The sequence below is a fragment of the Streptomyces sp. NPDC107454 genome (assembly GCF_055582885.1).
In genome coordinates this window covers 59,964-83,477 of sequence record NZ_JBVJPA010000028.1, presented here as the reverse complement: position 1 = coordinate 83,477, position 23,514 = coordinate 59,964, and the positions used below count along the sequence as shown (strand labels likewise).

The following is a 23,514-nucleotide window of genomic DNA, read 5'->3' as shown; positions in this document are numbered from 1 at the left end:
TGAAGCGCGGCCGTACGGAGCTGTGACCACCGATGGAATACAGCTTCGCCGCTGTGGACCGCCCGCGTGGGGATTCGAAGGTTTCGGTAGTGTCGAACGCGATGCACAAGACCTTGATCGTGACCAACGACTTCCCGCCCCGCCCCGGCGGCATCCAGGCGTTCCTGCACAACATGGCGCTACGACTGGACCCGGAGCGGTTCGTAGTCTACGCGTCCACGTGGAAGCGGAGCCGGGAAGGCATCGAGGCGACGGCCGCCTTCGACGCCGAGCAGCCCTTCACCGTCGTGCGGGACCGTACGACGATGCTGCTGCCCACACCGGGTGCCACCAGGCGCGCCGTCGGGCTGCTGCGCGAGCACGGCTGTACGTCGGTGTGGTTCGGGGCGGCGGCCCCGCTCGGCCTGATGGCGCCCGCGCTGCGCAGGGCGGGCGCCGAGCGCCTGGTGGCCACCACGCACGGCCACGAGGCGGGCTGGGCCCAGCTGCCCGCCGCACGGCAGCTGCTGCGCCGTATCGGCGAGTCCACGGACACGATCACCTACCTCGGCGAGTACACGCGCTCGCGCATCGCGTCCGCGCTGACACCCGAGGCCGCCTCCCGTATGGTCCAGCTGCCTCCGGGGGTCGACGAGAAGACCTTCCACCCCGGCTCGGGCGGCGACGTGGTCCGCGCCCGCCTCGGCCTCACCGACCGTCCGGTGGTGGTCTGTGTCTCCCGTCTGGTCCCGCGCAAGGGCCAGGACACACTGATCCGCGCCATGCCCCGCATCCTCGCCAAGGAGCCGGAGGCGGTGCTGCTGATCGTCGGCGGCGGGCCGTACGAGCAGGACCTGCGCAAGCTGGCGTACGACATCGGAGTCGCCGCCGCGGTCCGCTTCACCGGCGCGGTCCCCTGGTCGGAGCTGCCGGCCCACTACGGAGCGGGCGACGTCTTCGCGATGCCCTGCCGCACCCGCAGGGGCGGCCTCGACGTCGAGGGCCTGGGCATCGTCTATCTGGAGGCCTCCGCGACGGGCCTGCCGGTCGTCGCGGGCGACTCGGGCGGCGCCCCCGACGCGGTCCTCGACGGCGAAACGGGCTGGGTCGTGCGAGGCGACTGCCCGGACGACTCCGCCGACCGCATCATCACCCTCCTCGCCGACTCCGAACTCCGCCGCCACATGGGCGAACGGGGACGGGAGTGGGTGGAGCGGAGATGGCGCTGGGACCTGCTGGCGGAGAGCCTCAAGGAGTTGCTCTAGGTGCACGGCCGGTCACAAACAACCGGCACTCTCCGCATTCGTCGCGACGCCCCCTGAAATCCCGGCAAAAACCCTAGGCGGAAGCAAATAATCCGCCGATGCTGCGCTCATGACAGAAAAACTGACTCATCATCAGATGAGTAACCGTCAGCTGACAAACCGTCACCTGACGAGACGCCAGATCCTGGGCATGGTCGCCCTCCAGACGGCGGCCGCCGCCGGCCTCACCCGCGTAGGCCTCCAGTCCGCCCACGCGGCGGAGCCCGCCGCGGTCGACACCGCGCCCGCCATCGTCATCGGATCGGGCTACGGCGCCGCCGTGGCCGCCCTCCGCCTCGGCCAGGCCGGCATCCGCACCCTCGTCATAGAGATGGGCAAGCTCTGGAACACCGCCGGCTCCGACGGCAAGGTCTTCTGTTCCACCACCGCCCCCGACGAGCGCTCGATGTGGTTCCGCACCCGCACCGAGGCCCCGCTCGCCACCTTCCTGTGGCTGGACGTCGTCAACAAGGACATCGGCCTCTACCCGGGAGTCCTGGACCGGGTCCACTACGACAACATGTCGGTCTACGTCGGCCGAGGCGTCGGCGGCGGCTCACTGGTCAACGGCGGAATGGCCGTCACGCCCCTCCAGTCCTACTTCTCCGAGCAGTTCCCCACGGTCGACGCCACCGAGATGTACAACACCTACTTCCCGCGCGCCCGCACCATGCTCGGCGTCAACACGGTCGACCCCACCTGGTTCGAGTCCACGGAGTGGTACCAGTTCACCCGCACCTCCCGTAAGGCCGCCACCAACGCCGGCCTGAAGACGACCTTCGTCCCGAACGTCTACGACTTCACCTACATGCAGCGCGAGGCGGCCGGCACCGCCACCAAGTCCGCACTCGCGGCCGAGGTCATCTACGGCAACAACTACGGCAAGAAGAGCCTCGACAAGACCTACCTCGCGGCAGCGCTCGGCACCGGCAACGTCACCATCCACACCCTGGAGAAGGTCCGGGCGATCAGCAGGGCCACGGACGGCACGTACACCCTGACCGCCGACCGGATCGACACCACCGGCGCGGTCGTGGAGACCAAGCAGTACAGCTGCACCTACCTCTTCCTGGGCGGCGGCAGCCTCGGCACCACCGAACTCCTCGTCCGGGCCCGGGAGACGGGCACCCTGCCGGCCCTGGACGCGAGCGTCGGCAGCGGCTGGGGCACGAACGGCAACGTGATGACGGGCCGCGCCAACCACATCTGGGACACGGTCGGGGCGAACCAGTCGACGATGCCGGTCATGGGAATCGACGACTGGGCCAACACCGCCAACCCCGTCTTCGCCGAAATCGCCCCGATACCCACCGGGTTGGAGACCTGGATCAGCCTCTACCTCGCGATCACCAAGAACCCGGAGCGCGCGTCCTTCACGTACGACGCGGCGACGGACTCCGCCAAGCTCGGCTGGACCGCCGCCCAGAGCGCGGTCTCCGTGAGCATGGCCAAGAAGCTCTTCGACCGGATCAACTCGGCCAACGCGACGATCTACCGCTACGACCTCTTCGGCAACAACAAGACCTTCGCCGACGACTTCTGCTACCACCCGCTGGGCGGCTGCGTGCTGGGCAAGGCAACGGACGGCTACGGCCGCGTGAAGGGCTACCCGCACCTGTACATCACCGACGGCTCGCTCGTGCCAGGCTCGATCGGGGTGAACCCGTTCCTGACGATCACCGCGCTCGCGGAACGCGGAATGGCGCGGATCCTCGCAGAGGACACCGCGCCATGAGAACCGCTCGACCGGGCCGTCAGCCCCGGTAGATGGCCTCGATCTCGTCCGCGTAGTCCTTCGCCACCACGTTGCGCTTGAGCTTCAGGGACGGCGTGAGGTGGCCCGACTCCTCCGAGAACTGGGAGGACAGAATGCGGAACTTCCGCACCGATTCCGCCTTCGACACTGCGGCGTTGCCGTCGTCGACCGCGTCCTGGATCGCAGCGATCAGATCCGGGTCCTCGCGCAGCGACGCCGCGGTGGAACCCGCCGGCTTGCCGTGCTCGTCGGCCCAGCGGCCCAGGAACTCCTCGTCGACGGTGACCAGCGCGCCGATGAACGGGCGCCCGTCGCCGACCACCATGCACTCCGCGACCAGCGCGTGCGCGCGGATGCGGTCCTCGATCACGGCCGGGGCGACGTTCTTGCCGCCCGCGGTGACGATGATCTCCTTCTTGCGGCCGGTGATACGGAGGTAGCCGTCCTCGTCGAGGGTGCCGATGTCACCCGTGTGGAACCAGCCGTCCGCGAGCGCCTCGGCGGTCGCGGCCTCGTTGTTCCAGTACCCCTTGAACAGATGCTCGCCGTGCAGCAGCACCTCGCCGTCGTCGGCGATGCGGATCACGGAGCCGGGCAGCGGCTGGCCGACCGTGCCGATCTTCGTACGGTCCCAGGGGTTGAAGGCGGTGGCCGCGCAGGACTCCGTCAGGCCGTAGCCCTCCAGGACCGTGAAGCCGATGCCGCGGAAGAAGTGGCCCAGACGCTCGCCGAGCGGGGCGCCGCCGGAGATCGCGTACTCACCGCGACCGCCCAGCACCGCGCGCAGCTTGCTGTAGACGAGCTTGTCGAACGTCTTGTACTTGATCTTCAGGCCGAGCGACGGGCCGGAGGGCGTGTCCAGGGCGCGGCTGTAGGCGATCGCCGTGTCCGCCGCCTTGTCGAAGATCTTGCCCTTGCCGTCCGCCTGCGCCTTGGCGCGCGCCGAGTTGTAGACCTTCTCGAAGACACGCGGCACACCGAGGATCAGCGTCGGCCGGAACGCGGCCAGCTCGTCGGTGAGGTTCTTGATGTCCGGGACGCAGCCCAGCTTGATCGGCGCCATCATCGGCGCGACCTGCACCAGCCGTCCGAAGACGTGCGCGAGCGGCAGGAAGAGGAGGACGGAGCACTCGCCCGTACGGAACAGGGGGCGCAGCCGCTCCACGATGTTGCCGCACTCCGCGAAGAAGGCGCGGTGGGTGAGGACACAGCCCTTGGGGCGGCCGGTCGTACCGCTCGTGTAGACGATGGTCGCCGGGTCGTCCGCCTTGGCGAGCGAGCTGCGCTCCTCGACGGTGGCGTCGCTGACGTCCCTGCCCGCGCGCCCCAGTTCCTCCACCCCGCCGGCCTCGATCTGCCAGACGTGCTTGAGGGCGGGCAGCCGGTCGCGCACCGACTCCACGCAGGCCGCGTGCGTGTCCAGCTCGACGATGCAGGCGCTCGCGCCCGAGTCGCCGAGTATCCACTGCACCTGCTCGGCCGAGCTGGTCTCGTACACCGGCACGGTGATCGCGCCCGCGCTCCAGATCGCGAAGTCGAGCAGCGTCCACTCGTAGCGGGTACGGGACATCAGGGCGACCCGGTCGCCGGGCTGTACGCCCGAGGCGATCAGGCCCTTGGCCGCGGACCGCACCTCGGTGAGGAAGGTGGTGGCGGTGACGTCCGTCCACGTGCCGCCCACCTTGCGGGCGATGACGGCGACGTCGGGATGCTGCGCGGCGTTTCTGCGGACGATGTCGGTCAGATTTCCGTCCGCAGGGACCTCGTACAAAGCCGGAAGGCTGAACTCGCGCAAGACTGCTGCTCCTCATAGGGCGCCGACGCCACGACGGTGTGTGATGCGACGGAGCGGTCCAAGGCTCGGGCAGGTACCCAGGAACATCATTGTTGAAATCCTGAGTACGACTGGACTGCCCGGACGTTACCCATCGGTACGGCTTTTTCGATAGGGGGTCCTGCCGAGATGTTCCCTGCGTCACACAGGTTGGCGCGTCGCACCCGATGGCGTTCCTTCACGCACAGTAGTCCACGCTCTTCTCGCCATGCCAGTAACCGCAGGTCCGACCGCCTCTATTCACGTTTGCCCCACACGCCTACGCTTGATCGTCATGGCACCCACACCAGGCGGTAACCGCAGAACGCGCATTCATGTGGTCAGTGACGTGCACGGCAACGCGCGCGACCTGGCCCGGGCCGGCGACGGCGCGGACGCTCTGCTGTGCCTCGGTGACCTGGTGCTCTTCCTCGACTACGCCGACCACGCACGCGGCATCTTCCCCGACCTCTTCGGCACCGAGAACGCCGACCGGATCGTCGAGCTGCGCACCGCCCGCCGCTTCGCGGAGGCGCGGGAGTTCGGGCGGCGGCTGTGGGACGAGATCGGGACGGACCATTCCGTGGCCATCGAGAAGGCGGTGCGCAAGCAGTACGCCGAGCTGTTCGCCGCGTTCCCGACACCGACGTACGCGACCTACGGCAATGTCGACATGCCCCCGTTGTGGGCGGAGTACGCCGGACCCGGTACGACGGTCCTCGACGGTGAGCGGGTGGAGATCGGCGGCCGGGTCTTCGGCTTCGTCGGCGGGGGGCTGCGCAGCCCCATGCGCACGCCCTACGAGATCGACGACGAGGAGTACGCGGCGAAGATCGAGGCGGTCGGCGAGGTCGACGTGCTGTGCACGCACATCCCGCCGGACGTACCCGAACTGGTCTACGACACCGTGGCGCGCCGCTTCGAACGCGGCTCCCGTGCCCTTCTGGACGCGATCCGCCGCATCCGCCCCCGTTACGCCCTCTTCGGCCATGTCCACCAGCCGCTCGCGCGCCGGATGCGGATCGGGACGACCGAGTGCGTGAACGTCGGACATTTCGCGGCCTCGGGCCGCCCGTGGGTCCTGGAGTGGTGAACACCAGGTGGGGTGGCGATGGTTCGGCGGGCGCGCGGTAGCCTTCACGCTGCACACACGTGCGTACCACCCTCTCTCACCGGACCGCATCTGGAGGAGCCACCGCGATGGCGGAACACACCAGCTCGAGCATCACGATCGAGGCGGCACCGGCTGATGTCATGGCGGTCATCGCCGACTTCGCCCGCTACCCGGACTGGACGGGAGAGGTGAAGGAGGCGGAGGTACTCGCCACGGACGGGCAGGGCCGCGCCGAGCAGGTACGCCTCGTCATGGACGCCGGTGCGATCAAGGACGACCAGACCCTGGGGTACACCTGGACCGGCGACCACGAGGTCTCCTGGACCCTGGTCAAGTCCCAGATGCTCCGCTCCCTGGACGGCTCGTACATCCTCAAGCCCGCGGGCGCCGGCGCCACCGAGGTCACCTACCGGCTCACGGTCGACGTCAAGATCCCCATGCTGGGCATGATCAAGCGCAAGGCCGAGAAGGTCATCATCGACCGGGCGCTGGCGGGTCTGAAGAAGCGAGTGGAGTCGGGCGAGGCGGGCTGATCCCGCTCCGCCCCGCCCCGGGGAGCCCCCAGGCCGGGGATGGGACGGGGCAGGGGCGGCGGGGGCACCCGACGCAGGTAGCGTTCATGCAATGCGCACCATCCTGATCACAGGCCAGGGCGGCACGGGCCGTACGACGGTCGCGGCGGCCACCGCGCTGAAGGCCGCCCGCGAGGGCACCCACACCCTCCTGCTCACCGCCGACCGCACCGACACCCTCGGTGCCGTCCTCGGCGTACCCACCGGTGCGGAACCCACCGGCACCGCGCCCCGCCTCACGACCTGGCGCCCCGACGCGAACGCCCGCTTCCGTGAGGACCTCACCGCCTTCCAGGACCGCGCGACCACCGCCCTGGACCTGCTCGGCGCCGCCCGCCTGGACGCCGAGGAACTCACCCCCCTGCCCGGGGCCGAGGAACTCGCCCTGCTGCGCGCCCTGCGCGACGCGGCGACCTCGCAGACGTACGACCTGCTGGTCGTGGACCTCCCGCCGGTCCCACAGGCACTCGCCCTCCTCGCCCTCCCGGAGGAGCTGCGCCGCTACCTGCGCCGACTGCTCCCGCCGGAGCGCCAGGCGGCCCGCGCCCTGCGCCCCGTCCTCGGCCGCCTCGCGGGCGTCCCGATGCCCGCCGAGTGGCTGTACGAGACGGCGGCACGCTGGGACATCGAGCTGGCCGCCGTCGCGGCGGTCGTCGAGGACCGCGCCACGACCGTACGGCTGGTCGCCGAGCCGGGCCCGGCCGGCACCGACGCCGTACACGCCGCCACCACCGCCCTCGCGCTGCACGGGCTGCGCGTCGACGCGCTGGTCGCGAACCGGGTACTGCCCGCCGCCAGCGCGGACGCCTGGCTGGGCGCCCTCGCCGCCCAGCAGCGCAAGGCGCTGGACGAGTGGCAGGAGACGTACACCGTCCACGAGGTCCCGCACCTCGGCCGTGACCCGCGCGGCATCGACGACCTCGGTGCGCTCCCCGTGCCCGGCGTCAACCGGACGCCGACCCCGGTCGAGTGGCCCGTTCTCGACCACCTCGCCGACGACGGCGTCCTCGTCTGGCACATCCCGCTGCCCGGCGCGATACGCGAGGAACTGGACCTGATCCGCCGGGGCGACGAACTCGTCGTCACCGTGGGCCAGTTCCGCAGGATCGTGCCGCTGCCGTCCGCGCTGCGCCGCTGCACCGTGGCCGGCGCCGCCCTGCGCGAGGGGGAACTCAGGGTCCGTTTCGCGCCGGACCCGGATCTGTGGCCCCGGACACGGTGAACGGCGTACCCCCGTTCGGGTACCGTCGAAAGGAAGAACCATAGGCAGGAGTCCGCCATGAGCGAAGAGCGCCCCACGTCCGACGCCGCTCAGGAGGCGAACGACGAAGCGCGCGCGAGCGACGCCGACGCCTGGGCGAAGGCGTGCGCCGAGGACCTCGCGGCGGAGAAGGCCCGCCGCCGCGCCCAGTACGGTCCGCCGCCCGGCTCGGCCGCGGAGGAACTGCGCAAGCTGGTCGACGCGGTCGCCGACAAGCTGTCCGGACTGAACTCGCCGCTGTTCGGCGTGGTCGCCTCCGGCACCGCCCAGCAGATGGTCAACCAGGTCGTACAGCAGGCCAAGGCCGCCGTCGAACCGGTCATAGAGCGCAACCCCGATGTCTTCGATCACCTCGCGGCCGCGGGCAGCGAGCTGCTCGCCGCCTACCGCTCGGCCGTCGAGGCCCAGGAACGACGCTGGACCACCCGGGAGCGTGGCCCCCGCGACGAGGGGACCGGTCCGGGGGAGCGGATTGACTTGGACTAAAGGCTGCTCGGGTACGGTTGGCCGTAGCGGGGCTCGACCGAAACTGAGGGATTCATGGGACTCACCATCGGCGTCGATATCGGCGGCACGAAGATCGCGGCCGGTGTGGTCGACGAGGAAGGCAACATCCTCTCGACGCACAAGGTGCCGACCCCCACCACGCCGCAGGCCATCGTGGACGCCATCGCCGCCGCGGTGGAGGGCGCGCGCGCAGGTCACGACATCGTCGGCGTGGGTATCGGTGCCGCCGGATACGTGAACCGCCAGCGCTCGACCGTGTACTTCGCACCCAACATCGACTGGCGGCAGGAGCCGCTCAAGGCCGAGGTCGAGGCGCGCGTGGGGCTGCCGGTCGTCGTCGAGAACGACGCGAACGCGGCGGCGTGGGGCGAGTACAAGTTCGGCGCGGGCAAGGGCCACCGGAACGTCATCTGCATCACCCTGGGCACGGGCCTGGGCGGCGGCATCATCATCGGCAACAAGCTGCGCCGCGGGCACTTCGGTGTGGCCGCCGAGTTCGGCCACATCCGCATGGTGCCGGACGGTCTGCTGTGCGGCTGCGGCTCGCAGGGCTGCTGGGAGCAGTACGCCTCCGGGCGCGCCCTCGTCCGCTACGCCAAGCAGCGGGCCAACGCCACCCCGGAGAACGCGGAGATCCTGCTCGCGCTGGGCAACGGCACCCCCGACGGCATCGAGGGCAAGCACATCTCGGTGGCCGCACGCCAGGGCGACCCGGTGGCGGTGGACTCCTACCGCGAGCTGGCCCGCTGGGCCGGCGCCGGCCTCGCCGACCTGGCCTCGCTCTTCGACCCCTCCGCCTTCATCGTCGGCGGCGGCCTCTCGGACGAGGGCGAGCTGGTCCTCGACCCCATCCGCAAGTCGTACAAGCGCTGGCTCGTAGGCGGCAACTGGCGCCCGGTGGCCGAGGTGATCGCAGCCCAGCTCGGCAACGAGGCGGGCCTGGTCGGAGCCGCGGACCTGGCCAGGGAACCCGACCCGATCATGTAAGACCGCGTGTCCTGTTCGTACGACCCGCCCGCCGCGCCCCTCAGGGGGACGGCGGGCGATGTCGTACCGAATCCCTTTGGGCGGGGGCGCGGATGGCGCCCCCGAAAGGGGCGCGGGGAACTGCGCGACCAGCCACAGCCTGCCGGCAGACGACAGACCACCCGCAGCGTTCCGGCTCCCATCAGCACCGCATCCACGTATGTTGATCCACATGGCGACGACCCCGCTGCCCCGCTCCCACACCGAATCCGACGGCTCCGCCGTCATCCGCGTCCTCAGCTACAACATCCGCTCGATGCGCGACGACACCACCGCCCTCGCCCGTGTCATCCACGCCTGCGCCCCCGACCTGGTCCTCGTCCAGGAAGCCCCCCGCTTCTTCCGCTGGCGCAAGAAGCTGGCCCGGCTCGCGGCCGCGTCCGGGCAGACGATCCTGTCCGGCGGCGCGACCGCCGCGGGCCCCGCGCTCCTCTGCTCGATGCGGGCCACCGTCGAACGCACCGAGGACGTCCTGCTGCCCCTCACCCCCGGCCTGCACCGCCGCGGCCTCGCCACCGCCGTCGTCCGCTTCGGCGGCGCCCGGCTCGGCGTGGTGAGCTGCCATCTCTCGCTCCAGAAGGACGAGCGCTACACGCAGAGCGGCCTGCTCCTCGACCGCCTCGCAGCCCTCGGCACCCCGCACGCCCTCGTCGGCGGCGACCTGAACGAACGCCCCGACGGCCCCACCTTCACCCGTCTCGCCGACGGCCTCCAGGACTGCTGGGCCACCGCACCCTGGGGCACCGAGTACACCTCGACGCCCACCGACCCCCATCAGCGCATCGACGCGGTCTTCGCCACCCGCGGCATCGAGGTCCTCGGCTGCGGGGTCCCGTACGGCCATCCCGGAGTCACGGAGACAGACCTGAGGGCGGCCACGGACCATCTGCCCGTGCTGGCCGCCCTCAGAGTTCCCGCCGCGTAACCGGCCGCGTCAGACCACCGCGCCCCGCCCGGGGTCGTCCTCGTCCTCGTCGTCGGGTTTCATGCGCGCCACGAGGGTGGCGAAGCCGCCCAGGAAGCCGCCGATGCCGACCGTGGCGAGCCACCACGTCATGTCCCAGCCGAGCAGGACGGCCAGCAGGAGCACGATCGGGCCACCGACGACGGCGAGCCAGGCGAACTTAGCCGTGGTGTCCGCGGCGGGCAGCGGGGGCGGCTCCGGGGGGACGAAATGGCCCTCGTCGTCCCCGTCGAAGTCGTCCTCGGAGGGCTCGGGCGCCTGGTAGTCGCGCGGACCGCCGACGCCGGGCGCGAAGGAGACGGAGCCGCCGAGGGGCTTCACCGCGGCGGGCGGCTCCCCGGCCTCGTCGCCGGCCCCGTCCTTCTCGCTCGTCCCGCCGGTCCCGTTCTTCTCGCCCTTCGCGGGCCTCTCGGATGCGTCCTCGCCGCCCGGGGCGTCGTTCGTCACCGGGTCGAGGAGCGCCAGGTCCTCGATCGACTTGAACGGCTTCGCGCCGGGCGGATCCGGCGGTTCCTCGCCGTACCCCGCCACGATCGCCTGCCACGCGGCGTCCTCGTCGAACGGCACCCCCTGCTCGTCACCGAGAGGCTCGCCGACGGGTACGCCCTTCTCGTCGGGCTCGCCGCGCTCCGCGTCGTGCTCAGCCACCAGTGGCCGTCCCTTCCTGCTGACCCACCTGACCCGTGTCGGACCGCTTGCCGACACCGGGCGCGAGCCGGGCGATGAACGCGTAGCTCTCCTCGAAGATCCGGTCCGCGTCATGGTCCAACGTCGCCACGTGGTAGCTCTGTTCCAGCAGGATCTCCGTCACGTCGGTGGACGACACCCGGCTCAGGATCCGGGCCGAGTCGACGGGCGGCACCACATGGTCCTGAGGGCTGTGCAGGAGCAGCATCGGCTGGGTGACCTGGGGCAGTTCACCGTCGACCATCCGGTAGAAGTTCCGCATGGAGTGGGCGGCGTGCAGGGGCACCCGGTCGTATCCCACCTCCGAGACGCCCTCCTTGGCGATGTCGCTGGTGATGCCGCTCACCGTCCGGACGAGGTGGCGGAGCACCGGGAGGGCGTGGGCCGCCGCTCCGTGCACTTTGTTCGCCGGATTGACGACGACGATGCCGCTCACCTCGTCCCCGTGCTTCGCGGCGAGCCGCAGGGTCAGCGCGGCGCCCATGGACAGGCCGAAGACGAACACCTGGGCGCAGCGCTCCCGCAGCGCACGCAGCTCGCGGTCCACCTCCGCGTACCAGTCCTGCCAGCCCGTGAGCTGCATGTCCTCCCAGCGCGTGCCGTGCCCGGGCAGCAGGGGCAGCGCGACGGTCAGACCGCGCTCGGCGAGAAACTCCGCCCAGGGGCGCAGCGACTGCGGGGAACCGGTGAAGCCGTGACAGAGAAGGACACCGACCTCTCCGCCCTCGTGGCGGAACGGCTCGGCTCCAGGAAGGACCGGCACCTTCGGTCTCCTGTTCATCAGACGGGCGGAATGCGAGGCGTACTTCACCGTACGCGACGGCACTGACACCGACCAGGGTCGTCGAGGCCTTTGACAGTGCTCCGGGATAAGGTCTGACCGACGACACAGGAGGCATTCGGTTGATCTACGGCGCCATGAAGTTTTCCATCGGAGGGCCGCTGAAGCTTGCCTTCAGGCCCTGGGTGGAAGGCCTCGAGAACATTCCCGCCGAGGGCCCCGCCATCCTGGCAAGCAATCATCTGTCGTTCTCGGACTCGTTCTTCCTGCCCGCGGTCCTCGACCGCAAGGTGACTTTCATCGCGAAGGCCGAGTACTTCACGACGCCCGGCGTCAAGGGCCGGATGACCGCCGCCTTCTTCAAGGGCGTCGGCCAGCTCCCGGTGGACCGCTCCGGCGCGCGCGGCGCGGGCGAGGCGGCCGTCAAGAGCGGCATCGACGTCATCGAGCGCGGTGAGCTGTTCGGCATCTACCCGGAGGGCACGCGCTCGCCCGACGGACGGCTGTACCGCGGCAAGCCGGGCGGCCTCGCGCGCGTGGCGCTCGCGACCGGCGCCCCGGTCATCCCGGTCGCCATGATCGACACCGAGAAGATCCAGCCGCCGGGCAAGGTGATGCCCAAGCTGATGCGCCCGGGCATCCGCATCGGCAAGCCGCTCGACTTCACCCGCTACAACGGCATGGAGCACGACCGCTTCGTGCTGCGCGCGGTGACCGACGAGGTCATGTACGAGATCATGAAGCTCTCCGGCCAGGAGTACGTCGACATCTACGCGACGGCCGCCAAGCGGCAGATCGCGGACGCGGCGAAGGCCGAGAAGCAGGCGCTCAAGGAAGCCGAACAGGCGCAGAAGGAGGCCGCGAAGGCGGCCGAAGCCGAAACCGAAGAAGGACGGGCCGGCACCTAGACGCTTGCGTCGGGGGACGGTGGGGGTGGGGGACATGGCCAAGCGCGAGAGAGTCATGAGGATGTCGGTCGAGCAGCCGCTGTGGCGTGCGCTCACCGCCTACCGCGTGCTGACGATGCTGTACGCGATCGGGCTCTTCGCCACCGCGTTCCGCAAGTTCGCCCATCCCTGGGTGGCCATCGGGTACTACGCGGTCCTGTTCGTCTGGACGCTCGCCACCCTGCCCAGGGTGGCGAACGCGGCGAGCTGCACCAAGCGCTTCCTCGCCGTCGACCTGACCATCGCGCTCACCGGCATCATGCTCACGCCCGTCGCGGACACCCACCACCGCGTGGTGACCGGCGGCCCCACCCTCCCGTCGATATGGACCGCGGGCTCCGTCCTTGCCTTCGCCATCAAGGGCGGCTGGCGCTGGGCGGCGTTCGCCTCGACGCTCGTGGCGGCCGCCAACCTCGTCGAGCGCGGCGCCCCCACCCGCGACACGGTCCACAACGTGATCCTGGTCTGGGTCGCCTCCATCGCCATCGGATACGTCGTCGAGGTCGCCCGCGCCTCCGAGCTCACCCTCGCCCGCGCACTGGAGATCGAGGCCGCGACCCGCGAGCGCGAGCGCCTCGCCCGTGACATCCACGACGGCGTCCTCCAGGTCCTCGCCATGGTGCAGCGACGGGCCTCCGCGCTCGGCGGCGAGGCCGCGGAGCTGGGCCGGATGGCCGGCGAGCAGGAGGTCGCGCTGCGCACCCTGGTCTCGGGCGGCATGGTGCCCGTCTCGCGGGTGTCCGAGGACGCCGCGCTCGGCGCGGTCGTACGGGCCGTCGAGGAACCGGACGACGACCGGGACTCCCGGGGCCCTGTCGACCTGCGCGCCCTGCTCGCCCCGTACGCGAGCGCGCGCGTGACCTTCTCCGAGCCCGGCGCCCCGGTTCTTCTCCCCCCGGCCGCCGCCCGGGAGTTGGCCGCCGCTGTCGGTGCCGCCCTGGACAATGTCCGCAAGCACGTCGGCGAGGACGCCCGGGCCTGGATCCTCGTCGAGGACGAGCCGGACGAGGTGAGCGTGACCGTACGCGACGAGGGCCCGGGCATCCCGGCGGGGCGGCTCGCCCAGGCCGAGGGGGAGGGGCGGCTCGGTGTGGCCCTGTCGATCCGGGGCCGGCTGCGCGACCTCGGCGGCGCGGCCGAACTGATCTCGGTGCCCGGCCAGGGCACGGAGGTCGAGCTGAAGGTACCGAAGGTTTCCGGGGTTTCACGGGGGAAGGCGGAGCAGCGATGACGGAGGTCACCGACGTGGTGGGGCAGGGTCCGATCAAGGTCATGGTGGTGGACGACCACCCCATGTGGCGCGACGCGGTCGCCCGCGACCTGGACGCGTCCGGTTTCGCCGTGGTCGCCACCGCGGGCGACGGCGAGCAGGCGGTGCGCCGTGCCCGGGCCGCCGCGCCCGACGTCCTGGTGCTCGACCTGAACCTGCCCGCCAAGCCCGGCGTCCAGGTCTGCAAGGAACTGGTCGGCAGCAACCCGGCGCTGCGCGTCCTCGTCCTGTCGGCCAGCGGCGAGCACGCGGACGTCCTGGAGGCGGTGAAGTCCGGCGCCACCGGCTATCTGCTGAAGTCGGCGTCCACGGAGGAGCTGATCGACGCCGTGCGCCGTACGGCCGTCGGCGACCCGGTGTTCACGCCGGGCCTCGCGGGCCTGGTCCTCGGCGAGTACCGCCGGCTGGCCTCCGAGCCCGCCCCCGCCGCGGGCGCCGACGAGCCCAAGGCCCCGCAGCTCACCGACCGCGAGACCGAGGTGTTGCGCCTGGTCGCCAAGGGCCTGAGCTACAAGCAGATCGCCGAGCGCCTGGTCATCTCCCACCGCACGGTCCAGAACCATGTGCAGAACACCCTGGGCAAGCTCCAGCTCCACAACCGGGTCGAGCTGGTGCGCTATGCCATAGAGCGCGGTCTCGACGAGGCATAGACCCCGACGAGCGGGCGGCGTAAACCCTGGTTGACCCACCATCGAGTGAAGGCGAGTGATCAACACCCGCACAATTCACCGGAATTGCCCTTCCGCCCCATGCCGAAGTGACCTGGATCACTATTAGCGTGAGTCCCCTCAGGCAATCGCGGCGAAGGGACTTTTCCATGCGGGTCGGAGTACTGACCGGAGGCGGCGACTGCCCCGGACTCAACGCCGTCATCCGGGGCATCGTCCGCAAGGGCGTGCAGGAGTACGGATACGACTTCGTCGGCTTCCGGGACGGCTGGCGCGGACCTCTCGAGAACGACACCGTCCGGCTGGACATCCCCGCCGTGCGCGGCATCCTGCCACGCGGCGGCACCATCCTCGGCTCCTCGCGGACGAACCCGCTCAAGCAGGAGAACGGCATCCGCCGCATCAAGGAGAACCTCGCCAAGCAGGAGGTGGAGGCACTCATCGCGATCGGCGGCGAGGACACGCTCGGCGTCGCCGCGCGCCTCACCGACGAGTACGGCGTGCCCGTCGTCGGCGTACCGAAGACCATCGACAACGACCTGTCCGCCACCGACTACACCTTCGGCTTCGACACCGCCGTCGGCATCGCCACCGAGGCGATCGACCGCCTGCACACCACCGCCGAGTCGCACATGCGCGTCCTCGTCTGCGAGGTGATGGGCCGTCACGCGGGCTGGATCGCCATCCACTCGGGCCTGGCCGGCGGCGCCAACGTCATCCTCATCCCCGAGCAGCGCTTCGACGTCGACCAGGTGTGCGCCTATGTGACCTCGCGGTTCAAGGCCTCGTACGCGCCGATCGTGGTCGTCGCCGAGGGCGCGATGCCCAAGGACGGCCAGATGGTCGTGAAGGACGAGTCCCTCGACTCCTTCGGCCATGTACGCCTCTCCGGGGTCGGCGAGTGGCTGGCCAAGGAGATCGAGAAGCGCACCGGCAAGGAGGCCCGCACCACGGTCCTCGGGCACATCCAGCGCGGCGGCACCCCCAGCGCCTTCGACCGCTGGCTCGCCACCCGCTTCGGACTGCACGCCATCGAGGCCGTCCGTGACGGCGACTTCGGCAAGATGGTCGCCCTGCGCGGCACGGACATCGTCCGGGTCCCGATCGCGGAGGCCACGGCCAAGCTGAAGACGGTCGACCCGAAGCTGTACGAGGAGGTCGGGGTCTTCTTCGGCTGACGCGCCCCCTCCCCGCGATCCCGCCGGCCGCACGGGCCTCCCGACACCCGTGCGGCCGGCGTCCTCGGCCACCGCTGCCACGACTACACGGAGGGCCGCCGCTCCGAGGGCGTGCCGGCGCCCCGCAGCCGACCGACCAGCTCCCGCACGACGGCCGTCCCGTTCAGCGTCAGTACCGACTCCGGGTGGAACTGCACACCCGCGAACCCGGGCCCGCGCAGCGCGTGCACCTCACCGCCCTCGGTCCGGCTGACCTCGATGCCATGGGCCGACAGCTCGGCCGCCGTCTCCTCGTCGCAGTGCGCCACGAAGCTGTTGTAGAAACCGACGGTCTCGGCCCGCCCGAAGAGATCGATCTCCGTCTGCGCACCCTGGTACGGAACCTCCTTGCGTACGATCCCCAGGCCCAGCTCCGCCGCGATCAGCTCGTGCCCGAGACAGACGCCGAGCACGCCGTGCCCGTGCCCCCCGATCACCTCGGCGGTGAGCTCGCGCAGGAACCGCATCTTGGGATCGTCCAGGTCCAGGGGGTCGCCCGGGCCGGGCCCCAGGACCAACGGCCCCTCGTGCGCCCGCACCGCTTCCCGCAGCCCCGGCTCGTCGTAGCGCCGCACGGTCACCTCGAGTCCCGAGGACCGCAGCACATGCGCGAGCATCGCCGTGAAGGTGTCCTCGGCGTCCACGACCAGCGCATGGCCCTCCAGCTCACGCGCCTGCTCCTGCATCCGCAGCCAGAACGGCGCGAGCGAGGTCCGCCGCCCGTCCAGCGCCGCCCGCACCCGCGGATCGTCGGCCAGCCTCGGCCGTACGCCCTCCACACGGGCCCCGGCCTCCACGACCCCCAGCGCCGCCAGCACCCCCGCGGCCTTCGCGTGTGTCTCGGCGACCTCGCCCGCCGGATCCGATCCCCGCACGAGGGTGGCGCCGACCGGCACCCGCAGCCGCCCGTCCGCGTCGATGTCGGCGGTCCGGATGAGGATGGGCGAGTCGAGGGTCTGGGCACCGCCGGCGTCGCGGCCGATGAGGGCCAGCGCTCCCGCGTAGTAGCCCCGCCCGATGCCGTCCCGCCCGAGGGGCTCGTACCGCTCGATCACCCGGCACGCGTTCTGCACCGGCGACCCGGTGACGGTCGCCGCGAACATGGTCTCCTTCAGGACCTCGCGCACATCCAGCGAGGACCGGCCCCGCAACTCGTACTCGGTGTGCGCGAGGTGGGCCATCTCCTTGAGTCGCGGACCGATCACCACGCCGCCCATGTCACCGACCGTGCACATCATCTTGAGCTCCTCGTCGACGACCATCGAGAGCTCCTCGATCTCCTTGCCGTCGGCGAGGAAGCCGAGCAGGTCGTCCGCGGAGGGCCCCTCGGCCGGATAACGGTACGTGCCGCTGATCGGGTTCATCACGACGGTTCCGCCCGACATCCGCACGTGCACCTCGGGGCTCGCGCCCACCAGCGTGCGCCCACCCGTCTCCCGCCCCCGCCCTTCCGAGGAAGGCCCTTCAGGCCCTCGCTGATTTCCGGTGTGCACGACGAACGTCCAGTACGCGCCCCGCTCGCCGACCAGCAGCCGCCGGAACAGGGCCAGCGCGTCGGCCCGCCCGAACCCCGGGATCGCGCCCTCGTACGTACGCCGGATCACGAAGTTCGCGCCCTCGCCGCGCCCGATCTCCTCCTCCAGCACGCGCCCGACGATCCCCGCGTACTCCTCGTCGGCGACGTCGAAGCCCCCGCCCGTGACACGCACCTCGTGCGTCGGCAGCTCCGCCAGCGCCTGTTCCAGCGGCAGGACGTGCGTCTCCTCGGGGGTCAGCACCGCGAGCGGCGTGCCGTCGTCACGGACGTCGAAGCCACGCTCCCTGATCTGGCGGAAGGGAATGAGCGCGAGTCCCTCGTCGGGGAGGTCGGCGAGGCGGTCGCAGGTGCTGACCGGTCCGAGCAGCAGCTCGACGGTGTCGTGGTCGTGACCGGGGGTGCGGCGCCGCAGCAGGGCGAACGGACGGGGATCGTCCAGCAGGTCGAGCAGGTGCATCGGTCCTGTTCCTTCTCTCGGATTCTCGGATTCTCGGATTCCCGAAAACTCGGAGAGGAACGGCCCGTGTCCGCAAACACCGAAGGCCGCCCCTCGGGCGGCCTTCGCGAAGTCTTGCGTACGCGCAGTCAGTGGGCCGCCGGATGAGCGGTCCACCACCAGTTCTGGGTCGAGTGCGCGAACATGCGCCGCACCTTACCCGACGTCAGGGGCGGGCAACAGCGTGAACCGTCCACGCCCTGCGTTCCTACCGCTCGGTCACCGGCCATGGATGGCATGGCCCAGGAAGCCCGACCGAGGAGACAACCATGTACGCAGCGCGTTCACCCCGGACCCGCCGGGGCGGCGTCCGAACCCTCACCGTGTGTGCCGCCGCCGCGGCCCTCGCCGCCGGCCCGCTCGGCACCGCACGCGCCGCCGGGACCGACGACACCGTCAAGGTCGCCTACCGCGGCCACGAGTTCACCGTCCCCGCCTCCTGGGCGATCGTGGACCTGGAGAAACATCCGGACGTCTGTGTCCGCTTCGACCGGCACGCCGTGTACCTCGGCACGCCCGGCGACCAGCAGCAGTGTCCGGCGGGGGCGAGGGGACGTACCGAGGCGTTCCTGGTCCAGCCGTCCGCCGTCAAGGGCCGCACCGCCGCCGAGAACCGCACGGCCCGCACGTTCCGGGTCACCGCCGACCGGATCGCCGTGACCGCCGCGTACGCGGAGGACCGCACGAGGATCCAGGACATCCTGCGCGACGCCGGCCTGCCGGCCGCAGCCGCGGGGACCGGCGCGACCGCGGGCGCGCCCGCCGAGGCGCCGCTGCCCGCAGACGCGACGTCCTTCCGCGGCGAGGGCTTCGACGCCTGCACCGCGCCGGGCCAGACGGCGATGGACGCTTGGCGGGACGACTCCGACTACCGGGCCGTCGGCGTCTACATCGGCGGGATCAACCGCGCCTGCGTCCAGAGCAGACTCACCGCCGCCTGGCTGCGGACGCAGTACGCCAACGGCTGGCGGTTCATCCCGCTCTACGTCGGCCGCCAGCCCACCTCCGACGGGAGCAGCTGCGCAGGCGGCTGCGAGGCGATCACCGATCCCGTGCGGCAGGGCACCGAGGCCGCCGACGACGCGGTCCAGCAGGCGACCACGCTGGGCTTCCCCAAGGGCACGGTGATCTACAGCGACCTGGAGCACTACACACCCGGCTCCACCGTCACCAGCCGGGTGCTGTCCTACCTCGACGCCTACACCGAGCGCGTGCACACACTGGGCTACCGCTCCGGCGTCTACGGCAACACCTCGTCCCTGGTCACCGACCTCGTGGCCAACAAGAGCCGCGTCATCCTGCCCGACGTGCTCCACTTCGCCCACTGGAACGGCAAGTCGACGACCACCGACTCGACGATCCCCGCGAACCTGTGGGCCGACCACCAGCGCATCCACCAGTACAAGGGCGACACGACCGAGACGCACGGCGGCGTGACGATCTCCATCGACCGCGACCGGCTCGACGTGGACTAGGTCCTGCCCGCCCGCTCCGGGCGGCCGCGGTGATCTGCCGCACGGCCGCCCGGGGCGCGTCCCGATCGAGCGCGGTTCGTCTCAATTGATGGGCATGGGGATGGACGCCCGACACGACCCCGTAATGTTGTCAGGGTGACCGTGAACGCTAAGCCCAGCGCAAGCGCTGGCAACACCTGGCGAAACCTGCCCGCGGCGCAGCAGCCCGAGTACCCCGATGCCGAGGCTCTGCGCGATGTGATCGCGGACCTCGAGTCGTATCCGCCGCTCGTCTTCGCGGGCGAGTGCGACCAGCTGCGCGCCCGGATGGCGTCCGTCGCCAAGGGAGAGGCGTTCCTTCTCCAGGGTGGCGACTGCGCCGAGGCCTTCGACGCGGTGTCGGCCGACCACATCCGCAACAAGCTCAAGACCCTGCTCCAGATGGGCGCCGTGCTCACGTACGCCGCCTCCGTGCCGGTCGTGAAGGTCGGCCGCATCGCCGGCCAGTACTCCAAGCCGCGCTCCAAGGGGACCGAGACCCGCGACGGCGTGACCCTGCCGACGTACCGCGGTGACTCGGTCAACGGCTTCGACTTCGACGAGAAGGCCCGCATCCCGGACCCCGAGCGCCTGAAGCGGATGTACAACGCCTCCGCCTCCACGCTCAATCTGGTGCGCGCCTTCACCACCGGCGGCTACGCCGACCTGCGCCAGGTGCACGCCTGGAACCAGGACTTCGTGAAGTCCTCCCCGTCCGGGCAGCGCTACGAGCAGCTGGCGCGGGAGATCGACAACGCGATGAACTTCATGCGGGCCTGCGGGACCGACCCGGAGGAGTTCAAGACCGTCGAGTTCTACGCCTCCCACGAGGCGCTGCTCCTCGACTACGAGGCGGCGCTGACCAGGGTCGACTCGCGTACGGGCCAGCTGTACGACGTCTCGGGCCACATGGTGTGGATCGGTGAGCGCACCCGGCAGCTGGACGGCGCGCACATCGAGTTCGCCTCGCGGATCCGCAACCCGATCGGCATCAAGCTCGGCCCGACGACGACGGCCGAGGAGGCACTGCAGTACATCGACCGCCTCGACCCGGACCGCGAGCCCGGCCGGCTGACCTTCATCGTGCGGATGGGCGCCGACAAGGTCCGCGACAAGCTCCCCGAGCTGGTCGAGAAGGTCACGGCCTCGGGCGCGGTGGTGGCCTGGGTGACCGACCCGATGCACGGCAACACCTTCGAGGCGGCCTCCGGTCACAAGACCCGCCGCTTCGACGACGTGCTCGACGAGGTCAAGGGCTTCTTCGAGGTCCACAAGGGTCTGGGCACGCACCCGGGTGGCATCCACGTCGAGCTCACCGGTGACGACGTCACCGAGTGCGTGGGCGGCGGCGACGAGATCTTCGTCGACGACCTCCACCAGCGCTACGAGACGGCCTGCGACCCGCGTCTGAACCGCAGCCAGTCCCTCGACCTGGCCTTCCTGGTCGCGGAGATGTACAGGGACCAGTGACGGGTTCGCCTGTTACACCTGAGTGAAGTGGGGCGCGGATCACATACGATCCGCGCCCCCTCCCACTTTTGCGGTTCCTGAGTGATGGGTAAGGTTAGGTTAGCCTCACCGGTTAACGGGACGGCAGCAGACTTCAACCCCGCCGGGAGGTGAACCGCGTGTACGTGTGCAGTTGCTTCGGGGTCACCGAACAGCAGGTCAAGCAGCACGCGGAGAACGGCGCCTGCACGCCCCGCCAGATAGCCTCCGCCTCCAAGGCGGGCACGGACTGCGGCTCCTGCGTCCGTAGCATCCAGGCGATCCTCGGCCGTGGCACCTGCCCCCGCCGTGAGCTGGTCGAACAGGGCAAGCCGGTACTGGCCGCGCTGTCCCCGGCACAGAGCCTGGAAGAAGCCGCCTAACTCTCCGGCTGCTCGATCACCTGGGCGATGTAGAGCGCCTCGCCGAGCTTCTCCACCAGCTCCAGCTGGGTGTCCAGGTAGTCGATGTGCTGCTCCTCGTCCTCGAGGATCGACTCGAAGATGTTGGCGGACGTGATGTCGCCCTTGTTGCGCATCACCTCGATCCCGCGCTTGAGGCGGTCGATCGCCTCGACCTCCACCCGCCGGTCGGCCTGGAACATCTCGGTGACGGTCTGCCCCACCCGGACGTGGAAGAGCCGCTGGTAGTTCGGCAGGCCCTCCAGGAAGAGGATCCGGTCGGTGAGCACCTCCGCGTGCTTCATCTCGTCGAAGGACTCGTGGCGCGTGTACTTCGCGAGCTTCGTCCAGCCGAAGTTCTCCTGCATCTTCGCGTGCAGGAAGTACTGGTTGATCGCGGTCAGCTCACCGGTCAGCTGCTCGTTGAGGAATTCGATGACCTCGGGGTCGCCCTGCATCGCAGAGGCTCCTTCCAAGCGGGGGACTGGGCAGATTGCGCCGCATCCTCGCATCGGCGTCCCGGGTCGTCCAGTAAGTGCATGCTTAGTATGAGTTGCCCGATTCCGTACTGGGCTGGTCATGTGCACTGTCCCTGGTCTGTCAGGATGGAGTCATGGGTCAGCCGGTGGGACGTGGAACGGGAGAAGCAGCACAGTCGGAGCTTCCGCCGGGGCAGCGACTGCAGCGCGGCTGGCCGGTCACGCACTACGGTCCCGTACCCAAGTTCCGTCCCGAACGCTGGGAGTTCAGGGTCTTCGGCGCCACCGCCGACGGTGAGAAGCACTGCTGGACCCATGACGAGTTCACGGCCCTGCCGTACACCTCGGTCGTGGCCGATCTGCACTGCGTCACGAAGTTCAGCATGATCGGGGCCGAATGGGGCGGTATCCCGGCGCGCACGATCCTGGAGATCGCCCCGCCCGCGCCCACCGTCACCCATGTCATGGTCTGGGCGGAGTACGGCTTCAGCTCGAATCTGCGCCTCGACGACTTCGCCTCCGAGCGCACGATCTTCGCCACCCACAAGGACGGCGAACTCCTCACCGCCGAGCATGGCTTCCCGCTCCGCCTCGTCGTCCCCCACCTCTACGCCTGGAAGGGCCCCAAGTGGGTGCGCGGCGTCGAGTACATGACGGCCGACCGCCGCGGCTTCTGGGAGGAGCGCGGCTACCACAACATCGGCGACCCCTGGCGCGAACAGCGCTACTCCTACCAGGAGGAGCCCGGGGACGGCCCCGAGCTCTGAATCGGCCCGCCTTCTGGGGCGGCGTCAGCCGTCCCTGAGTTTCTTCAGGCGCTCCACGTCCGCCGCGTGCCCCTCCTTCCCGCCCGGCGTCTCGATGATCAGGGGTACGCCCTCGGTGGCGGGGTGGGTCATCAGCGCGCGGAACGGGTCCTCGCCGATGTGACCGGAGCCGATGTTCTCGTGGCGGTCCTTGTGGGCGCCGACCACGTCCTTGGAGTCGTTGGCGTGGATCAGCTTGAGCCGGCCCGCGCCGACCGTGTCCACCAGCAGGTCGAGCGTCTGGTGCATGCCGCTCGGCCCGGTCAGGTCGTGCCCCGCCGCGTAGATGTGGCAGGTGTCGAGGCACACGCCCAGCTTCGGATGGGCGTCCAGCGCCTCGAAGTACGGCCCGAAGTCCCAGGTGCGCGAGCAGAGCGAGGCGCCCTGGCCCGCGGTCGACTCCAGGAGCAGATACGGGTCGTCGTCATGCGTCAGCTCGTACAGCAGGGGCAGCAGATGCTCACGTACCTGCCTCAGGGCGACGGACCGCTCCCGGCCCCCGGTGGCGCTCCCCGTGTGCACGACCACGCCGAGCGCCCCGATCTCCCGGCCCCGCCGCAGCGAGTGCCGCAGCGACTCCACCGACTTCTCGACCGTCGCCTCGGTGTGCGAGCCGAAGTTGATCAGATAGGGCGCGTGGACGTACGCGGGTATCGACTCGGCGGCACAGGCCGCCCGGAACTCCTCGTCCTGGCGGGGACTGCCGACGGGCGTCGCCCAGCCGCGCGGGTTGGCGACGAAGACCTGGACGGTCTCGGCGCCCATCTCGCGCGCGTAGGTCAGGCCGACGGAGCTGAGGCCGCCGGCCACGGGGACATGGCCGCCGACGGGGTTGCGGAGCTGCTTGCTGGTCACGCTCTTCAGGGTGTCACGCGCTCCGGGACGGCCCGTCGGCGGACCTCACTGCCGTGGTCCCAGCGTTGCCGTGGTCCCGGCGCAGCTTGTGGT

23 protein-coding genes are annotated in these 23,514 nt (G+C 70.4%); 16 read left to right on the top strand and 7 right to left on the bottom strand.

From position 1 onward, the window contains the following. Nucleotides 1-101 precede the first annotated feature (101 nt). Both ACZ69M_RS46735 and ACZ69M_RS46730 read left to right on the top strand, forming a co-directional pair. Nucleotides 102-1,244: a glycosyltransferase family 4 protein gene (locus ACZ69M_RS46735; protein WP_470059811.1), complete on the top strand. Its 1,143-nt coding sequence runs from the start codon at nt 102-104 to the stop codon at nt 1,242-1,244. A gap of 136 nt (nt 1,245-1,380) precedes the next feature. Beyond that, entirely contained in the window at nt 1,381-3,018 is a 1,638-nt protein-coding gene (locus ACZ69M_RS46730; RefSeq protein WP_470059810.1) for a GMC oxidoreductase, read from the top strand. A gap of 19 nt (nt 3,019-3,037) precedes the next feature. Here the strand turns inward: ACZ69M_RS46730 and ACZ69M_RS46725 are convergent, their stop codons facing one another. Further along, nucleotides 3,038-4,834 carry an AMP-dependent synthetase/ligase gene (locus ACZ69M_RS46725; RefSeq protein WP_470059809.1) on the bottom strand — a complete coding sequence of 599 codons (1,797 nt, stop codon included), beginning with the start codon at nt 4,832-4,834 and terminating at the stop codon, nt 3,038-3,040. A 313-nt stretch (nt 4,835-5,147) separates the two neighbouring features. Here ACZ69M_RS46725 and ACZ69M_RS46720 point away from each other — a divergent pair, with 313 nt between their 5' ends. The 6 genes from ACZ69M_RS46720 to ACZ69M_RS46695 all read left to right on the top strand — a co-directional run bounded on the left by ACZ69M_RS46720 (nt 5,148) and on the right by ACZ69M_RS46695 (nt 10,257). Next, nucleotides 5,148-5,945, top strand: a complete 798-nt coding sequence (locus ACZ69M_RS46720; RefSeq protein WP_470059808.1) for a metallophosphoesterase family protein — start codon at nt 5,148-5,150, stop codon at nt 5,943-5,945. Between the two features lie 107 nt (nt 5,946-6,052). Next, the gene (locus ACZ69M_RS46715) at nt 6,053-6,499 is read left to right on the top strand and encodes an SRPBCC family protein (RefSeq protein ID WP_054231534.1); all 447 of its coding nucleotides are present in this window, start codon (nt 6,053-6,055) and stop codon (nt 6,497-6,499) included. 91 nt (nt 6,500-6,590) lie between these two features. Next, nucleotides 6,591-7,760 (top strand): ArsA family ATPase, encoded by a 1,170-nt coding sequence (locus ACZ69M_RS46710; RefSeq protein ID WP_470059807.1) that lies wholly within the window; start codon nt 6,591-6,593, stop codon nt 7,758-7,760. A gap of 57 nt (nt 7,761-7,817) precedes the next feature. After that, nucleotides 7,818-8,285, top strand: coding sequence for a DUF5304 domain-containing protein (locus tag ACZ69M_RS46705; RefSeq protein WP_351701081.1), 468 nt, complete (start codon nt 7,818-7,820; stop codon nt 8,283-8,285). A 54-nt stretch (nt 8,286-8,339) separates the two neighbouring features. Next, nucleotides 8,340-9,293 (top strand): ROK family glucokinase, encoded by a 954-nt coding sequence (locus ACZ69M_RS46700; protein ID WP_054231531.1) that lies wholly within the window; start codon nt 8,340-8,342, stop codon nt 9,291-9,293. Nucleotides 9,294-9,504: 211 nt separating this feature from the next. After that, entirely contained in the window at nt 9,505-10,257 is a 753-nt protein-coding gene (locus ACZ69M_RS46695; protein WP_470059806.1) for an endonuclease/exonuclease/phosphatase family protein, read from the top strand. Between the two features lie 9 nt (nt 10,258-10,266). Here ACZ69M_RS46695 and ACZ69M_RS46690 read toward each other — a convergent pair whose 3' ends face one another. Both ACZ69M_RS46690 and ACZ69M_RS46685 read right to left on the bottom strand, forming a co-directional pair. Continuing rightward, nucleotides 10,267-10,944, bottom strand: coding sequence for a hypothetical protein (locus ACZ69M_RS46690; protein ID WP_470059805.1), 678 nt, complete (start codon nt 10,942-10,944; stop codon nt 10,267-10,269). After that, complete coding sequence (locus ACZ69M_RS46685; RefSeq protein ID WP_470059804.1) at nt 10,937-11,746, bottom strand: alpha/beta hydrolase; 810 nt, start codon at nt 11,744-11,746, stop codon at nt 10,937-10,939. Before ACZ69M_RS46685 ends, ACZ69M_RS46690 begins: the two co-directional genes overlap by 8 nt. A 140-nt stretch (nt 11,747-11,886) precedes the next feature. Here ACZ69M_RS46685 and ACZ69M_RS46680 point away from each other — a divergent pair, with 140 nt between their 5' ends. The 4 genes from ACZ69M_RS46680 to ACZ69M_RS46665 all read left to right on the top strand — a co-directional run bounded on the left by ACZ69M_RS46680 (nt 11,887) and on the right by ACZ69M_RS46665 (nt 15,827). Continuing rightward, entirely contained in the window at nt 11,887-12,672 is a 786-nt protein-coding gene (locus tag ACZ69M_RS46680; RefSeq protein ID WP_470059803.1) for a lysophospholipid acyltransferase family protein, read from the top strand. A 34-nt stretch (nt 12,673-12,706) separates the two neighbouring features. After that, nucleotides 12,707-13,942 (top strand): MacS family sensor histidine kinase, encoded by a 1,236-nt coding sequence (gene macS, locus ACZ69M_RS46675; protein WP_470059802.1) that lies wholly within the window; start codon nt 12,707-12,709, stop codon nt 13,940-13,942. Between the two features lie 41 nt (nt 13,943-13,983). Continuing rightward, a complete protein-coding gene (locus ACZ69M_RS46670; RefSeq protein WP_075026834.1) occupies nt 13,984-14,631 on the top strand; it encodes a response regulator in 648 nt (215 codons plus the stop codon). Nucleotides 14,632-14,798: 167 nt separating this feature from the next. Beyond that, nucleotides 14,799-15,827 carry a 6-phosphofructokinase gene (locus ACZ69M_RS46665; protein ID WP_470059801.1) on the top strand — a complete coding sequence of 343 codons (1,029 nt, stop codon included), beginning with the start codon at nt 14,799-14,801 and terminating at the stop codon, nt 15,825-15,827. 83 nt (nt 15,828-15,910) lie between these two features. Here the strand turns inward: ACZ69M_RS46665 and ACZ69M_RS46660 are convergent, their stop codons facing one another. Together ACZ69M_RS46660 and ACZ69M_RS46655 are read right to left on the bottom strand one after the other, a co-directional pair. Further along, nucleotides 15,911-17,860, bottom strand: a complete 1,950-nt coding sequence (locus ACZ69M_RS46660; RefSeq protein WP_470059800.1) for an anthranilate synthase family protein — start codon at nt 17,858-17,860, stop codon at nt 15,911-15,913. 128 nt (nt 17,861-17,988) lie between these two features. Beyond that, a complete protein-coding gene (locus ACZ69M_RS46655) occupies nt 17,989-18,045 on the bottom strand; it encodes a trp operon leader peptide (protein ID WP_071528813.1) in 57 nt (18 codons plus the stop codon). Between the two features lie 123 nt (nt 18,046-18,168). Here ACZ69M_RS46655 and ACZ69M_RS46650 point away from each other — a divergent pair, with 123 nt between their 5' ends. From ACZ69M_RS46650 to ACZ69M_RS46640, 3 genes are all read left to right on the top strand, one after another. Beyond that, complete coding sequence (locus ACZ69M_RS46650) at nt 18,169-19,374, top strand: glycoside hydrolase domain-containing protein (protein WP_470059799.1); 1,206 nt, start codon at nt 18,169-18,171, stop codon at nt 19,372-19,374. A 135-nt stretch (nt 19,375-19,509) separates the two neighbouring features. After that, complete coding sequence (locus ACZ69M_RS46645) at nt 19,510-20,862, top strand: class II 3-deoxy-7-phosphoheptulonate synthase (RefSeq protein WP_470059798.1); 1,353 nt, start codon at nt 19,510-19,512, stop codon at nt 20,860-20,862. A gap of 149 nt (nt 20,863-21,011) precedes the next feature. After that, the gene (locus ACZ69M_RS46640; protein ID WP_470059797.1) at nt 21,012-21,263 is read left to right on the top strand and encodes a (2Fe-2S)-binding protein; all 252 of its coding nucleotides are present in this window, start codon (nt 21,012-21,014) and stop codon (nt 21,261-21,263) included. Here ACZ69M_RS46640 and bfr read toward each other — a convergent pair. Beyond that, on the bottom strand, nt 21,260-21,739 hold the full coding sequence (gene bfr, locus ACZ69M_RS46635; protein WP_470059796.1) for a bacterioferritin: 480 nt from the start codon (nt 21,737-21,739) through the stop codon (nt 21,260-21,262). The two genes, ACZ69M_RS46640 and bfr, sit on opposite strands and share 4 nt — an antisense overlap. A 155-nt stretch (nt 21,740-21,894) precedes the next feature. Between bfr and ACZ69M_RS46630 the strand changes: the two genes are divergently transcribed. Next, on the top strand, nt 21,895-22,527 hold the full coding sequence (locus ACZ69M_RS46630) for a sulfite oxidase-like oxidoreductase (protein WP_470059795.1): 633 nt from the start codon (nt 21,895-21,897) through the stop codon (nt 22,525-22,527). A 24-nt stretch (nt 22,528-22,551) separates the two neighbouring features. Here the strand turns inward: ACZ69M_RS46630 and ACZ69M_RS46625 are convergent, their stop codons facing one another. Continuing rightward, on the bottom strand, nt 22,552-23,421 hold the full coding sequence (locus ACZ69M_RS46625) for a deoxyribonuclease IV (protein ID WP_470059794.1): 870 nt from the start codon (nt 23,419-23,421) through the stop codon (nt 22,552-22,554). Nucleotides 23,422-23,514: the final 93 nt, after the last annotated feature.

Coding starts and splice junctions, on each gene's coding strand:
- ACZ69M_RS46735 (WP_470059811.1), top strand. CDS start 102: ATGCACAAGACCTTGATCGTGACCAACGACTTCCCGCCCCGCCCCGGC.
- ACZ69M_RS46730 (WP_470059810.1), top strand. CDS start 1,381: ATGAGTAACCGTCAGCTGACAAACCGTCACCTGACGAGACGCCAGATC.
- ACZ69M_RS46720 (WP_470059808.1), top strand. CDS start 5,148: ATGGCACCCACACCAGGCGGTAACCGCAGAACGCGCATTCATGTGGTC.
- ACZ69M_RS46715 (WP_054231534.1), top strand. CDS start 6,053: ATGGCGGAACACACCAGCTCGAGCATCACGATCGAGGCGGCACCGGCT.
- ACZ69M_RS46710 (WP_470059807.1), top strand. CDS start 6,591: ATGCGCACCATCCTGATCACAGGCCAGGGCGGCACGGGCCGTACGACG.
- ACZ69M_RS46705 (WP_351701081.1), top strand. CDS start 7,818: ATGAGCGAAGAGCGCCCCACGTCCGACGCCGCTCAGGAGGCGAACGAC.
- ACZ69M_RS46700 (WP_054231531.1), top strand. CDS start 8,340: ATGGGACTCACCATCGGCGTCGATATCGGCGGCACGAAGATCGCGGCC.
- ACZ69M_RS46695 (WP_470059806.1), top strand. CDS start 9,505: ATGGCGACGACCCCGCTGCCCCGCTCCCACACCGAATCCGACGGCTCC.
- macS (WP_470059802.1), top strand. CDS start 12,707: ATGGCCAAGCGCGAGAGAGTCATGAGGATGTCGGTCGAGCAGCCGCTG.
- ACZ69M_RS46670 (WP_075026834.1), top strand. CDS start 13,984: ATGGTGGTGGACGACCACCCCATGTGGCGCGACGCGGTCGCCCGCGAC.
- ACZ69M_RS46665 (WP_470059801.1), top strand. CDS start 14,799: ATGCGGGTCGGAGTACTGACCGGAGGCGGCGACTGCCCCGGACTCAAC.
- ACZ69M_RS46660 (WP_470059800.1), bottom strand. CDS start 17,860: ATGCACCTGCTCGACCTGCTGGACGATCCCCGTCCGTTCGCCCTGCTG.
- ACZ69M_RS46650 (WP_470059799.1), top strand. CDS start 18,169: ATGTACGCAGCGCGTTCACCCCGGACCCGCCGGGGCGGCGTCCGAACC.
- bfr (WP_470059796.1), bottom strand. CDS start 21,739: ATGCAGGGCGACCCCGAGGTCATCGAATTCCTCAACGAGCAGCTGACC.
- ACZ69M_RS46630 (WP_470059795.1), top strand. CDS start 21,895: ATGGGTCAGCCGGTGGGACGTGGAACGGGAGAAGCAGCACAGTCGGAG.